16 protein-coding genes are annotated in these 13,123 nt (G+C 64.0%); 9 read left to right on the plus strand and 7 right to left on the minus strand.

Features of this window, described 5'->3' with window-relative positions:
* The first annotated feature begins 109 nt into the window (after positions 1-109).
* A complete protein-coding gene (locus tag ACZ7L6_RS23010) occupies positions 110-1,267 on the plus strand; it encodes an acyl-CoA dehydrogenase family protein (protein WP_471926728.1) in 1,158 nt (385 codons plus the stop codon).
* A gap of 199 nt (positions 1,268-1,466) precedes the next feature.
* Here the strand turns inward: ACZ7L6_RS23010 and ACZ7L6_RS23015 are convergent, their stop codons facing one another.
* The gene (locus tag ACZ7L6_RS23015) at positions 1,467-2,756 is read right to left on the minus strand and encodes a tyrosine-type recombinase/integrase (protein ID WP_471926730.1); all 1,290 of its coding nucleotides are present in this window, start codon (positions 2,754-2,756) and stop codon (positions 1,467-1,469) included.
* 22 nt (positions 2,757-2,778) lie between these two features.
* Here ACZ7L6_RS23015 and ACZ7L6_RS23020 point away from each other — a divergent pair, with 22 nt between their 5' ends.
* The 8 genes from ACZ7L6_RS23020 (at position 2,779) to ACZ7L6_RS23055 (ending at position 9,191) form a co-directional block, all read left to right on the plus strand.
* Positions 2,779-3,330, plus strand: coding sequence for a hypothetical protein (locus tag ACZ7L6_RS23020; RefSeq protein ID WP_471926732.1), 552 nt, complete (start codon positions 2,779-2,781; stop codon positions 3,328-3,330).
* Between the two features lie 70 nt (positions 3,331-3,400).
* Positions 3,401-3,574: a helix-turn-helix domain-containing protein gene (locus ACZ7L6_RS23025; RefSeq protein WP_471926734.1), complete on the plus strand. Its 174-nt coding sequence runs from the start codon at positions 3,401-3,403 to the stop codon at positions 3,572-3,574.
* 898 nt (positions 3,575-4,472) lie between these two features.
* Complete coding sequence (locus tag ACZ7L6_RS23030) at positions 4,473-4,745, plus strand: helix-turn-helix domain-containing protein (protein ID WP_471926736.1); 273 nt, start codon at positions 4,473-4,475, stop codon at positions 4,743-4,745.
* On the plus strand, positions 4,742-5,074 hold the full coding sequence (locus ACZ7L6_RS23035; protein ID WP_471926738.1) for a hypothetical protein: 333 nt from the start codon (positions 4,742-4,744) through the stop codon (positions 5,072-5,074). Before ACZ7L6_RS23030 ends, ACZ7L6_RS23035 begins: the two co-directional genes overlap by 4 nt.
* Before the next feature lie 15 nt (positions 5,075-5,089).
* On the plus strand, positions 5,090-6,001 hold the full coding sequence (locus ACZ7L6_RS23040) for a hypothetical protein (RefSeq protein ID WP_471926740.1): 912 nt from the start codon (positions 5,090-5,092) through the stop codon (positions 5,999-6,001).
* A 162-nt stretch (positions 6,002-6,163) separates the two neighbouring features.
* Entirely contained in the window at positions 6,164-6,508 is a 345-nt protein-coding gene (locus ACZ7L6_RS23045) for a phage terminase small subunit (protein WP_471926742.1), read from the plus strand.
* A gap of 474 nt (positions 6,509-6,982) precedes the next feature.
* Positions 6,983-7,729, plus strand: coding sequence for an Lsr2 family DNA-binding protein (locus tag ACZ7L6_RS23050; RefSeq protein ID WP_471926744.1), 747 nt, complete (start codon positions 6,983-6,985; stop codon positions 7,727-7,729).
* A 91-nt stretch (positions 7,730-7,820) separates the two neighbouring features.
* The gene (locus ACZ7L6_RS23055; protein ID WP_471926746.1) at positions 7,821-9,191 is read left to right on the plus strand and encodes a DUF3987 domain-containing protein; all 1,371 of its coding nucleotides are present in this window, start codon (positions 7,821-7,823) and stop codon (positions 9,189-9,191) included.
* 55 nt (positions 9,192-9,246) lie between these two features.
* Here ACZ7L6_RS23055 and ACZ7L6_RS23060 read toward each other — a convergent pair whose 3' ends face one another.
* The 6 genes from ACZ7L6_RS23060 to ACZ7L6_RS23085 all read right to left on the minus strand — a co-directional run bounded on the left by ACZ7L6_RS23060 (position 9,247) and on the right by ACZ7L6_RS23085 (position 13,098).
* Positions 9,247-9,732: a hypothetical protein gene (locus ACZ7L6_RS23060; RefSeq protein ID WP_471926829.1), complete on the minus strand. Its 486-nt coding sequence runs from the start codon at positions 9,730-9,732 to the stop codon at positions 9,247-9,249.
* 85 nt (positions 9,733-9,817) lie between these two features.
* Positions 9,818-10,042, minus strand: a complete 225-nt coding sequence (locus ACZ7L6_RS23065; protein WP_073757712.1) for a DUF397 domain-containing protein — start codon at positions 10,040-10,042, stop codon at positions 9,818-9,820.
* Between the two features lie 534 nt (positions 10,043-10,576).
* The gene (locus ACZ7L6_RS23070; protein ID WP_406415668.1) at positions 10,577-11,407 is read right to left on the minus strand and encodes a helix-turn-helix domain-containing protein; all 831 of its coding nucleotides are present in this window, start codon (positions 11,405-11,407) and stop codon (positions 10,577-10,579) included.
* The gene (locus ACZ7L6_RS23075) at positions 11,404-11,928 is read right to left on the minus strand and encodes a DUF6879 family protein (protein WP_406201774.1); all 525 of its coding nucleotides are present in this window, start codon (positions 11,926-11,928) and stop codon (positions 11,404-11,406) included. The genes ACZ7L6_RS23070 and ACZ7L6_RS23075 overlap by 4 nt, the downstream gene beginning before the upstream one ends.
* Positions 11,912-12,103 carry a hypothetical protein gene (locus tag ACZ7L6_RS23080; RefSeq protein WP_030298065.1) on the minus strand — a complete coding sequence of 64 codons (192 nt, stop codon included), beginning with the start codon at positions 12,101-12,103 and terminating at the stop codon, positions 11,912-11,914. Before ACZ7L6_RS23080 ends, ACZ7L6_RS23075 begins: the two co-directional genes overlap by 17 nt.
* Positions 12,104-12,540: 437 nt before the next feature.
* Positions 12,541-13,098: an acyl-CoA thioesterase gene (locus ACZ7L6_RS23085; RefSeq protein ID WP_471926749.1), complete on the minus strand. Its 558-nt coding sequence runs from the start codon at positions 13,096-13,098 to the stop codon at positions 12,541-12,543.
* Positions 13,099-13,123: the final 25 nt, after the last annotated feature.

Genomic DNA, 13,123 nt, shown 5'->3' on the forward strand with positions numbered 1-13,123 from the left:
CAAGCTCACGTATCACTCCCGTGAGCCGACCCCTAAAATTTGAGTTACTTAACGGTAATTAGCGCCAGCATCGCACTTGCAACCCAGCGTCCTTGGAGCGTGAGAGACCTTGGCCGGATCGGCTGACTTCGACCTGTACCGCCCGTCCGAGGAGCACGACATGCTCCGTGACGCCATCCGCTCGCTGGCCGAGGCGAAGATCGCGCCGTACGCCGCCGCGGTGGACGAGGAGGCCCGCTTCCCGCAGGAGGCGCTGGAGGCGCTGGTCGCGAACGACCTGCACGCGGTGCACGTACCCGAGGAGTACGGCGGCGCGGGCGCGGACGCGCTGGCGACCGTGATAGTGATCGAGGAGGTCGCGCGGGTCTGCGCGAGCTCCTCCCTCATCCCGGCCGTGAACAAGCTCGGCTCCCTGCCCGTGATCCTCTCCGGCTCCGAGGACCTGAAGAAGAAGTACATGACGCCGCTCGCCAAGGGCGAGGGAATGTTCTCGTACTGCCTCTCCGAGCCCGACGCCGGTTCGGACGCGGCCGGCATGAAGACGAAGGCGGTCCGCGACGGCGACCACTGGGTGCTGAACGGCGTGAAGCGCTGGATCACCAACGCGGGCGTCTCCGAGTACTACACGGTGATGGCGGTCACGGACCCGACCAAGCGCAGCAAGGGCATCAGCGCCTTCGTCGTCGAGAAGTCCGACGAGGGCGTCTCCTTCGGCGCCCCGGAGAAGAAACTCGGTATCAAGGGCTCCCCGACGCGCGAGGTCTACCTGGACAACGTTCGCATCCCGGCCGACCGCATGATCGGCGAGGAGGGCACCGGCTTCGCCACGGCGATGAAGACGCTGGACCACACCCGCATCACCATCGCCGCCCAGGCCCTCGGCATCGCCCAGGGCGCCCTCGACTACGCCAAGGGCTACGTCCAGGAGCGCAAGCAGTTCGGCAAGCCGATCGCCGACTTCCAGGGCATCCAGTTCATGCTCGCCGACATGGCGATGAAGATCTCGGCCGCCCGCGCCCTGACCTACCAGGCCGCGGCCGCCTCCGAGCGCGGCGACGCCGACCTCACCTACCTGGGCGCCGCCGCCAAGTGCTTCGCCTCGGACGTGGCGATGGAGGTCACCACGGACGCCGTCCAGCTCCTCGGCGGCTACGGCTACACCCGTGACTACCCGTGCGAGCGCATGATGCGCGACGCCAAGATCACGCAGATTTATGAAGGCACGAACCAAGTTCAGCGGATCGTGATGGCGAGGAACCTGCCCTAGCAGGGTTTTTGCAGGTCAGAAGCTGTTTCGAAGGTCCGGAGGGACACCCTCGGCTTTCTGCCCGTTGCGGCCCGATCAAGGCCGTTCCTGGGCGTCATGCTGGGGGAATCCTGGGCAGATGTCGGGCTGAAAACAGCCACTGACCTGCACAAACAACACAGCCCCCGGCGTGCTGCCGGGGGCTGTTGTCGTACGTGGATCAGGCGACCTCTGTCGCCTCCGTGGGGTCGTCCGCGCCGGGCGTCAGCATGGTTGCGATGGCTGCACGGCCGCGCTGCTCGGCCCCTTCGAAGATGTAGTGGTAGTGCTCCCTGAGCACGTCAGTACTGCTGTGGCCCATCCAGTCGGCCACGTCGTTCTCGGGGACTCCGGCGTACAGCAGACGCGACCCGTAGTAGTGCCGGAGCGAGTGAGCCTTGCAGTACTTCACCTGTCCCTTGCCCAGAGCCTCCATCCAGATCTTCGGGTAGAAGTACGACGCGTAGAGGTAGCCAGTCCTCGTCACGTTGGGGAAGAGGAGCCGTTCCGGCCCCCATACGCCGTGGTTCTTGATGTGCCGCCGAAGCTCGAACGCGACGTTCGGCGGGAGGGGGACGGAACGCCCTGGCTCGCCTTCGTCACGAGCCTTGATGTGCCGACGCTGGATCGCGCTGTTCTTCCCCGATGCGGTGTCTCCGTCCTCCGCAATCTGGAAGTCGACGCGAAGCGTCTCGGCCTTGAAGTCGATCTGATCGCGGGACACCGCCATGGCCTCACCCAGCCGCAGGCCGCACCCGGCCATGAGCCACAGCATCGCGCGGTATCGCGGAGGAGCGGCATCGAGCATCGCCAGGACTTCCCGCGTCGTGAGTCGCCGGGCGGTGCTCTTGTGCTCCCGGATCTCCTTGGCGCGGCTGCCCGCGCCCTTGACCTTCTTGCACGGGTTCCGACCGATGATCTCGTTGACGACAGCCCAGTCCATCATCCCGGAGAAGAACGAGAACCGCTGGCGTCGTGTGCGGGCCGAGAGCTTCCGGTCCCGCTCCATCCACAAGAGCCACTGCTCAACGTCGGCAACCTTCAGGGACACGATCGAACGGGCCTTGAAGAACGGCTCAATGGTCGTGTTGAGGATGGATCGGTACTGCTTCTTGGTGCTGTTCTCCAGCTTCCTTTGATTGGTCCACTGCTCCCAGACGGCCGTCACCGGCTGCTTGCCCAACCGATCGTCGAGGTACGTTCCGGCGTCGAGTTCCTGTTCCTTGCGCTTGCGCTGGTCGTCTGCCCGCGTCTTGGTGGCGAACGTCTTCTGCCGTTGCTTCCCGTCAGGGTCGTACCAGAACGTCGTCCACTTCTTCGGATCGTCCTTGGATCGCGCGACCCATGCCCTTGCCACTGAGGCGGCCCCCCTCTGTCGATGACGCACGGACGGCCCGGCGTCGTGCCGGTTGCCCGGCGTGATCCAGTCTGCGCATGGTCCACCCTGGGTTGTCAACACAGGGTGGCTCACCCTGTGTGGTACGTTCGAAAGCGTGGAAGCGAATGAGAGCGGGTTCGAGATCACCCAGGAGCAAGGGGCTTGGGTGATCCGCATGTGGTGGCCGACGGGACCGATCACCGGAGGGCCACAGCGGATCACTGTCGAGGCAGCGGAGGGCTCCGCCACGCGTGACGTGGCGCGTGGGATCTCCACCACTGTTCTGCGGAGGCTCGACCTTGCGGCGGCCATGAAGCTGGCAGAGAAGGCGCCTGAGCTTCAGCAAGGCATGGAGGAGGTGACGGCGAAGGTCGAGGAAGCGGGGTCGGCGGCGGGCCTGTTGCTCACCAACGAAGGTGTGTCAGAGCCGTACTTGGCCATGCTGGCCTCGACTTACAAGACCATGGCCGACCTGGGCGCTCAGGCTCCCGTCCCATGGCTGGCGCGGCTCATCGGCCGCCGTCCCGAAACCGTGAAGGACCATCTCAAGCGCGCGCGAAGAGAGGGCTACCTGACCACAGTTGCGGGCAAGGCTGGCGGTGAACTTACCGAGAAGACCACGCAGGTCCTTGCGGCCTTCGTTAATTCTGATGACGGCCGGAACTGACGTCCGCTACTACTGAAGCAGTACTTAATGAGCCCCCAGGCGACTGGGGGCTTTTCTTTTAGGGGGACCTATGCGCACGAAGCTGATGACCGTTGACGACGTGGCCGACTACTTGAACAAGCCCCGGTCGTTTGTGTACGGCAATTGGAAGGCCCTGAGACTGCCGTTCAGGAAGGTGGGCCAGGCGCTCCGGTGTCGACCGAGCGACCTTGACCGTTGGCTGGACGAGCAGGGGGCCGAGTGAATGAGACGAAGCCTCGCCGGTTGCTCACTGCCACTTACGACGTGAAGGAGGAATGGAGCCGTGCACTCCTTGACGCTTTCGGGCCTGGTGGGCTGATCGCCACCGAGGCTGACGATTTCCGGCGGGAACATTTGCTTTGGGCCTTGGTTCAGCTCCGATGCGTCAACGGCCGAACCGGGGCGATGTTCACGGGAGACACCGAGATAGCTCAGCGGCTTGGCTACAACACCAAGGATCATCCCGGGAAGCGATGCCGGGACGTGCTGACGCGGCTGGGGTTCTTCACTCAGCACGGGAAGAAGGGCAGGGCGGCGAATCTGCGCCTCTCTGCCTCAACTGACATCCTGGCGGATTACCCGACCTTGGCGGAGTCGGCTCATGGCGACGTACTCACCGTTACGGACACCAATCCGCCAAGGGGCAGGGGAGCGCAGGAATTTCGGACCCGAGACACCAAGACACCTCCTTGGGGATATCCCTTGCCGCCTTGGCAGCAAGGTGACCCCTTTGGGGGTCCAATTTCCCCGGTACAGCGGGGACTTAGTTAGTAGTAAGTAGCTCATAGAGCGTAGATAGTAGTGAGAAGGAGGCCCTTCCGTCGGGGCCTCCTCTCATTTCTGAGATCAGGTCCAGGACCTTTGGGGGTCCTGCACCAGCCCAGGCAAGTGGAGTTGGACTCCAACGACACATGAGATTTGTTCCGCCCCAGAGTGCGTGATCTGCACCTCGCCGCCGGCCTGGGTGTCCTGTTTCGGCGCAGAGGACACGTACATACATGGTGAGAGACGTTCTCAAGGAATTCTCTGTACTCGGCCCTGGCCTCCTCTTACCTCGGGAGGCCGGGGCTTTCTCTTTTGGTCACAGATTCGCATCCGGGCAACAGTTCGCTAGGAGAAGCATGTTCAATCGTCATCACTTCACCGCACGTCGTCTTGCTCTCGGTCTGTCTGTTGAGGAACTGGCTGATGAGCTCCAGGTATCGCCCTCAACCGTGTACCGGTGGGAGTCGGGGGCTACCTGCCCGAGCCTGCGCATGCTGGTTCCTGTCACCCGCATTCTTTGCGTTCCTCTCCTTGCCCTCGTCGAGGATGACGGCTCCGAGCATCGGCGCATTGCTGAGGCCCTGGATTCATTGCTTCGACTCGACATGCACAAGGAGATTGAGGCATGAGTGAGAGCAACACGTCAGCTGTGCAGAAACCTTCCGATGCCATCGCGGCCGAGATTCAGCGCGAGTATTCCGGGAAACTGGCACAGGCTGAACTGAAGACTCAAGCCGCCAAAGCCGGTATCACCCTGCCAGAAGGATTCACCGGTTATCTGGATGCCTCCAAGCTCCTCGGAGAGGACGGGCAGCCGTCCACCGAGGCCATAGCCCATGTTCTTGAGCCCTTCCAGCCCCGGACTCCGGGATACACACAAGGGATCGGACTTGGCCGCCAAGGCGATGAGGTTCATATCCCTCAGCGCCACGTTTCCCTTGACGCACGCAATCGATAAGAAGGAGATCCCTCTATGGCTTTCACGTATCAGAATGCCTCTACCCATACCTTTGTTCCTGAGATCTGGGATGCCGAGCTTCTGACCCAGTTCGATCCGCTGCTTGTCTGGGGCTCCCGCCTGGTGAGCAACCGGAAGTATGAGGGCACGATCAGGAAGCAGGGTGACGTTGTCCACATCAACTCGCTTCTGCGTCCCACCGTTGGTGACTACAAGTTGCCCGATGGCATGACCGCACAGCGTCCTGAGACGGTGGACCAGGAACTTCCCATCACTCAGGCGAAATATCTACAGATCTTGATCGAAGACACAGAGCGGGTGCAGCTCGCTTCGGACGACTTCAACTCCCCGATCAATAAGCAGATGATCCGCGCTCTTGCTCGTGAGGCTGACACCTTCATGGGCAATGTGATTGCTTCCGCTGCTACCACGCTTGCGAACCTCGCCCCTGTTGCGGGAAGCATCCCCCAGGCTCTCTACTCGGGAATCCTTGACATGATGCTCGCCCTAGATGACAACGACGTCCCGGAGGATGCCCGTTACGTAGTCGTCTCCCCGAAGGTGAAGCGATACCTCATCGAGCACCCGGCCATTGCGAACGCTGCGGCCTACGGTGAGGGCGGTGTGACCACCAATGGCGTTGTGGCTCGCCTGGCAGGGTTCACGGTGGCTTCCACCACGGCCATGCCCACGGGGGTAGACATCGTGGCTGGGCACAGTGAATTCGCCACCTACGCATCCCAGTTCACCGGCTTCCGTGAGGGTCAGTCGGAAAAGTACAGGGCTGACTACATCGACACCCTGCACCTGTACGGCGGAAAGATCGTGCGATTCCCGGGGATGGACACCAAGAAGACCGACAACAACTTTGACGAGACGAAGCCCACGAAGGGAATCGTCAAGGCCGCTGTTACGTGGCCTGCCTGACGTACCCGAGAACGGGGCCTCTGCCGAAATGGTGGGGGCCCTTTTTCTTTGTTTGTGAGCACAGACCCGAGACGGTCTCTGTCACTCAGCGCCACCAGAGGGCCGCAGCCGGCCCAAGCGGACAGTAATGGAAACCAACGGATGGACCCTTGGAGGCCAGTCATGCCGAAGTTCCGGAACCCCGACTCACCACACAGCCGATACAAGGGGCTGATCGATCTGCCCTGGGAGCACGGCCTTCCAGTGCCCGACATGCCATCGGGCCGGGAATGGACCGAGGCGGAGCGCGAGCAGTGGCGGCAATGGTGGAGCAGTCCGCAGGCCGCTATGTGGGATGAGTCGTTCATCCCGAGTGTGGCTGTGATGCTGACGTACTACAGCAAGATCCTGGACGGCACGGCGACGCGGGATCACCTGACCGAGTATCGCCAGCTTGCCGGAGCCCTGGGGCTCACCGCTGAGGGCATGAAGCGTCTGGGCTGGGCCTTCCAGGGTGATGCGCAGTGAGCGCCCGGCGGGCGGCCAAGGCCGGAGCTGCTGGGACTCATGACGGCGTGCACCGTCCCGGCTTCGAATGTCCCTGGGCTGAACCTCAGTGCTCATCCTGCGTGCGAGAGTTCGCCATTCACATTGGGTGGCAGTTGACGGGCAAGAAACGACCTTGGGGCGACGACTTGCGACACATTCCAGAGCGCTGCCATTCCTGCAAGACGGCGTAACACTTCCACACTCTTGACCGTTCTCGGCGCTTGGGGATTTGATTGGCAAACTTGATGGAAGGAAGGCGCCCCCGGCGGTCCCCATTCCTTTCTAATAGGCATTACCCCCGCCGTTTATAAACATTTGAGTAATGCTTCAGTTATTCGTTAGTTATCGTTCCGTGATAGGAGTGCGGAAGGATGGGGGTCAAGCGAGATGACCGTTAGAGCAACGCTCCGGCCGCTCACTGAGACTTCCGCCCGAACAAAGGAACGCAGCGCTATGCGTAAGACCGTGCTCATGCCCGTGGAAAAGGTTCTGTGCGACGCTCACATAGCGCGTGATGGCAGCGAGGAAGAGGCCAGGGACACTCTGATGCTGGGGAATCACACCTGGGACCTTTGCCTTGAACACTCCATCACCTTCGGGCGGTACCTGATGGACGCTCTTGGTGTGCCTGAGACTGCCACGGGTGCACCGGTTGAGCCTGAGCCCGTACCGGTTGTGGAGCCTGTCTCGGAGCCGGAGCCGGAGCCGGAGCCGGAGCCGGAAGCGGTGTCCGTGGCGGAGTCTGCCCCTGAGCCTGTCCGGTCCGTGATGATCGCTGGTGAGGTCCCGGGGTACGACTGGGACACCGCGCGTGAGGCAGTGCGGAACCTGGGCTACGAAGTGGTGGGCCGTGCCGACGACTCCACTGTGTTGCTGATCCTGGGTGGGGGCGGCGACCGTAACGCCACCAAGCTGCGGGATGCGTCCGAGCGTGGCATCCCCTGCATGGACGTTCGGGAGCCCGGACGCTTCAAGTCGGCCGTCCAGGCAGGTGAGTTGGTCGGTAGTGACCCGCTTCCCGAGCCTGCCGAAGCCGGTCCCAAGGTCATGTCCGAGCGGGAGCGCAACCGCGCTGTACGGGCGTGGGCACGAGAGAACGGCAACGCCGTCCCCACGAAGGGACGCATCCCCATGCACGTGCGGCACGCCTACGAACTGACGCACAAGGAAGTACCGGAGGGAAAAGCGGCAGCGGCCTGAGTGCCGCCCCCGCCAGGCCGGGCGCCGAGTGCGCCCGGCACCCCCGGCCCGAAGCAACCCAACTCACCCTTGACATAGAGACAGAGGCAGCATGAGCACCCCCGTTCTGTATGGTCCCATCGGTCGCAGGGTCCGCAGGATCGCCCCGTTCCTGGAAACGGACCCCTTGGGGGTCTACGTGGCCGCCCTGTCGATGTGGTCCGCCGCCGTCGGCGGCACGGTCAAGGTGTCCTCCCGTGGCAACGCGCGCCCCGTGCTTCTGTGGTCCGCCCTGGTGGCCGGAACGGGAAGAGGCAAGGGAACCGCACTGCGGGCCGCCCATCACGTCCTGGACAAGGCATTGGGGCGGTTCCTGGCAACACACACCACGTCCGGGATCACGTCCGGAGCGAGCATGGTCAACCACCTGTGGGAGCAGCAGGAAGCGACCGCCGAGACCGAGCACGGGCGCGACGTGCGCGCCCTGGTGGTGGAAGAGGAATGGTCGGAAGTGCTCCGCCGAGTGAAGCGGGACGCGTCGTTCACGACCAAGCTGCGGGCGGCATGGGACGGGGCCACGCTGCGCAACACGACCAAGGAAGAGGCGCAGGAAGTGCGCGACCCCGCCATAGTTCTGCATTGCCACGTCACTCCGTCCGACTGGACCAAGTACGTGGGCGAGTCGGAAGCGGCCGGAGGCTCGTACAACCGCATCCTTCCCTTCCTGCTCGGGTCTGTCCCGATGCTCGATGACGACCGGGTGAGCCTGCCGAAGGTGGATGGTTCGGAACTGTCGGACGCGTACGGGTGGGCGACCGCACGGCCCCGAGTGATCAGGCTTGCGGAGGACGCCCGGCCACTGTGGCGGATCGTGCGCCGCTACGCCCGCATCCTGGGTGAGACCCTGCCCGAGGGGCAGGCCGTGTTCATCGAGCGGACCGCAGAGCAGACCCTCAGGGTCGCGGCCTGCCTGGCCGCTTCAGAGTGTTCCGAGCGCATCACGGAAGAGATGCTGTCGGCCGCCTTCACCCTGGTTCGCCGCTCGGTGCAGGACGCCGTACGCATCACCAAGGGGATCACGTCCCCGAAGGTGAAGCGGCAGCCGCTCAGCCTTGAGGACAAGGTTCGGGCCCGGATCGAAATGCACGGCGGACGGGCCACGTCGTCTCAAGTGCTCCCGTACGTCGGAGCGACCGCAGTAGAGGTCAAGGCACTGCCCGGAATCGTCGTGACCCAGGAACGGCAGAGGGTCGGCCGTCCGGCCGTCGTGTTCTCGCTCGCGGACGACAGTGCCCGTGACACAGAGCGCATGAAACCGGAGGTGGTAGCGGCCGGCCAGCGGGCAGAACCGGACGGGACGAGAGCCAAGGTCGTTTCAATGGACGCCTACCGCCCGGAACCGAAGCAGGCCCCCGAGCGCGAGCCCGAACCGCAGCGGTCGGAACCGCTCGCAGACTCCAACCCCTTCCGCGCACTGCTCTAACCAACCAAAGACACAGCCCCGGCCCAAGTAGGCCGGGGCTTCTTTGTTGCTTCGACTACCTGGCAGGACACGCCAGTTCTGGCTTCGAGCGATTCGGGGAACACGTCACCACAGCCAGGGATAGGTACGAGGGGCGTTCGAGGTAGAAGCCGTACGACACATCGGCACCCGAGTGCAGCTGTTCGGCAGCAGCGCTCACCAACTGGGCCAGACGAGGGGTGTCCCGGTCCCTCTCCGACGCGAACCGAGGGACGTACTCGGCCAGCCGTTCACCGAGCCAGGTCGCCGCCTCCTTGGCCCCATCCCATGTGCCACGAACTAAGGAACGCGGCTTGATCAGCCAGTACGCCGTTTCGATGGGCGGTAGGTCAGATGTCGGGAACTCGGCCACCACTTCCCGATAGCGCTTGAGTAGCTGCTCTGCCTTCACGTCATCATCGGACACTGGAGCCGGTGGGGGCTCGGGGTGTGGGGGGCGCCGTAGGGCCTCATTGTCGAAGCGCTCTTTCGGGCCGGTCCATAGATAGCCGTGGTGGTGCACGAGTCGTTCCCGTTTCGAGAAGTGCCAGCCGGGCACGGGCCCAGGGACGGGGGATGGACCCGGCCCGACTGGCGGAGGGGGAGGATCAGACGTTGAGGCCGAACCGCGCCGGGTCGATCCCGGCCGCGTCCAGTTCCTCCGTGGTGAACCGCAGCGGCTGCGCGTCCGGCCGCTTGCTGTCGCCGAGGGCCCAGGCGTCGTCGCCGATCCGGGCGAGGGTCACGCACCCCTCGGTGCAGGGGCCGCCGCACGCCTTCACGAACGAGGCCCCGTCGATGTCGAGCCCGTACAGGTCGGTTCCGTTCAGCATTACTGCACCTTCCTGCTCAACTAATCGCGGCCATGGCTGACCGCCGCCGCCCATGTCGGGCGGGAGTTCATGGAGGAGAGGGAGAGACTTCAGCGCCTGGAACCTTGGCCGCGTTCCGTGCAGCGCCAGCACTCGCATGGCGGCCAAGCGCTTGTGAGCAGTGGCGGAAGATCGTCCGTCGTGGCCACGGCTTGCTCCGGCCCCCAGGTCTGCCCTGAGTCGCGAGAGACCCGCATGGTCATCAGGGGGCGGTCGGCGAAGAGCCTTGAGCCCGTTCCCTTGCTCATGACGCGTGCGCCTCTGCGTGGTGCTGGCGCATCCGTACGTTGGCGTCGGATACGGCGCTGTAGTCGAACGCGGAGCGGGCGTTCTCGCGGGCTACCGATATGGACAGGCAGTCAGCGCAACCGGGTTTGGGTGACGGCTCGCGAGGTGACTCCGACAGGCACGTCCGTACTGTCGTGTGGGTTCCAGGATCGGAAGTTCTCTCTTCGCTCTCCATGGCGCCATCTTCGGCGGGCTACGGATGCGGCTCTAGCCTGTTTCCTGTTCCCGCAAAAAGTCGTCGCGGATACCTTCGACCAGGCCCCGCATGTGGTCACCCGACAATGCCACCCGTTCGAATCCCTCGAACTTCTCGACGTAGAGACCAACGTCCCTTGGGTCCGTTACGACTACCTCAGCGTGGACGGTCTCAACCGTGACCATTCGATCGTCGCGGATGACGAACGCATGATTCGCAATGTCGCGCTGCTGAATCTGCAACGGGACTATGCGGATGTCCACATGAGACAGGCGGGAAATGGAAACGATTCGGTCGAGCTGTGCCGCCATCATCTGTGGTGGGACAATGCGCCACCGCAGGACAGGCTCTGTGATTATGAACCGCAGCGACTTGGCGTTGTCGTAGAGGACCGCTTGACGTTCAAGCCTGCCGTTGATCGTCCGGGAGACAGAGTCCTCACTCAAGTTGTGCCGTTGGAGAACGGCACGGATGTACTCCGGCGTCTGGAGCAAGCCTGGCACCAGGGCCGGTTGGAACAGCCGGAGCGTGGACATCTGGGCTTCAAGGGCCTTGGCGGCTTGCTGGCCCTTGTGGACTCCGATGCGCTTCAACAGGCGCCATGCCGTTGCCTCCGTTGCCGATGCCCGCGCAGCCTCGGTGTACTCCGCCTTGACCTCATCCGAGACCCCGATGGCGGTCAGGATGCGCTCTACGTCCGTCGCGCTGGCCGCGAGCTTCGCGTTTTCAATCTTGGACAGCTTGGACGGAGACATGAGGGCGCTGCGGGCCACCGCTTTGGCCTCCTTGCCGGAAGCTACTCGCAGGGCCCGCAGCGCGGCCCCAAGCTGTGCTCTGTTCACGCCCCGTACTTGGCCCACCATTCCGTGAACGGCTCCGCGTGGGTGAGTGCCGCGTCACGATGCCCAGCGAATTCCGCCGTTCGTTCCGATGACAGAACTTCCGAGCCCAGGTACTTTCCGGCGCCGTCGTAGTTCATCACGGCCACGGACTCGGAGTCGAAGAGCCAGAAGTCAGGTACATTCTGCAGGGGGTTCGGCCTGTCAGTGATGTCCAGAATGAAGAACTCCTCACCCCCAGACATGTTTTTCTGGTACCCCCACCCGAGTTCGAACCTAAGATAGTCCGTGAGCGGGCGGCGCAGAATGTGAACCCGGTAGACCCGTTTCCCTTTTCCGGTGTGTGAGCGGAGTTCTTCGACCCAGCCCGCGTTGTAGTCGTCCGGCTGCGGCTCCCCGGCCAGGAAGGCGTGATAGGCATCGACGTTCCCCGACTTGCTGTAGTCGTCGAGGGTTTCGAGCCGGAACGCCTCACGCTGGAACGTGTCGAAGAGGTCGCCGAGGGTCCTAGATGAGGTTGTCACGGATGGCCTTCTGGATCAGTTCCATCGGGATCTCGACCAGGGTTTCGTGAGCGGGAATCTGAAGCCCGTGGTCGGTCGGAGTCTCCCCCTGAACCAAGAGCGTGCCGCGATCCGTCGCGTAGATCGTCGGGCAGTCCTTGATGTCGCACGTGCTGACCAGCTTGGTGACCTTCATGGTCTGGGTTCCCCTCTCCCGTGCTGCTGCCAGTACCCCGCATCTGGGTTGATGCTCCCGAGGCCAGGGCGCGCGGGTCAAGCGATCACGGTTGACGGAACGGGAAACCGCGTAACCTCCCCGGAGCCTGCCGCTCCTCCGGCCGCTCGGGGAGCCTGCCGCCAGTACGGCGCCCACCTGGACAGACTCCTGACGATCATGGGGAAATGCTGGGGAGGGCAATACCAAGAGGGGTGTCCGTGCAGGTCAGCGCGGTATGACCTGTAAAGCACGCAGATCTACGAGGGCACGAACCAGGTCCAGCGCATCGTCATGGCCCGCAACCTGCCGTAACGGCCGCTGAGCCGAGTACTGAGGGGCGCCACCCACCGGGGGCGCCCCTCACTCGTCTCCGAACCTCGGTCCTCAGGCCTCAAGCCCAGCCCTCAGTCCGGGCCTCAGTCCTCGAACCCCTCCGCCAGCCGCTTCTCCCGCAGCTCCTTGATCGCCCGCCGTCGCGCCAGCCGGTGCGTCCGCCTGATCTGCGCCTCCTGGTACCGCCGCTTGTCGCGCTCGGTCTCCGGTATCACCGGCGGCACCCGGCGCGGCTTGCCGTCGGCGTCCACCGCCGCGAACACCAGGTAGGCCGAGCCGACCTGGGTGGGCGGCGCCGACTCGTTCCAGCGCTCGGCCAGGACCCGTACGCCGACCTCCATCGAGGTGCGGCCGGTCCAGTTGACCTGGGCTTTCACATGGACGAGGTCGCCGACGCGGACCGGCTCCAGAAAGACCATCTCGTCCATGGACGCGGTGACGGCGGGTCCGCCGCTGTGCCGTCCGGCCACCGCGCCCGCGGCATCGTCGACGAGTTTCATGATCACACCGCCGTGCACCGTGCCCAGAAGGTTGGTGTCGTTGTGGGTCATGATGTGGCTGAGGGTGGTGCGGGAGGCGGATGTCGGCTTGCCCGGGATCTCCGGAGTGCCCGACTCCGCGGCGGTGACCTGGTCTGTCATGGCCTCCACCTTATGCCGCGTCGAC

The organism is Streptomyces sp. NPDC107522, assembly GCF_055657525.1.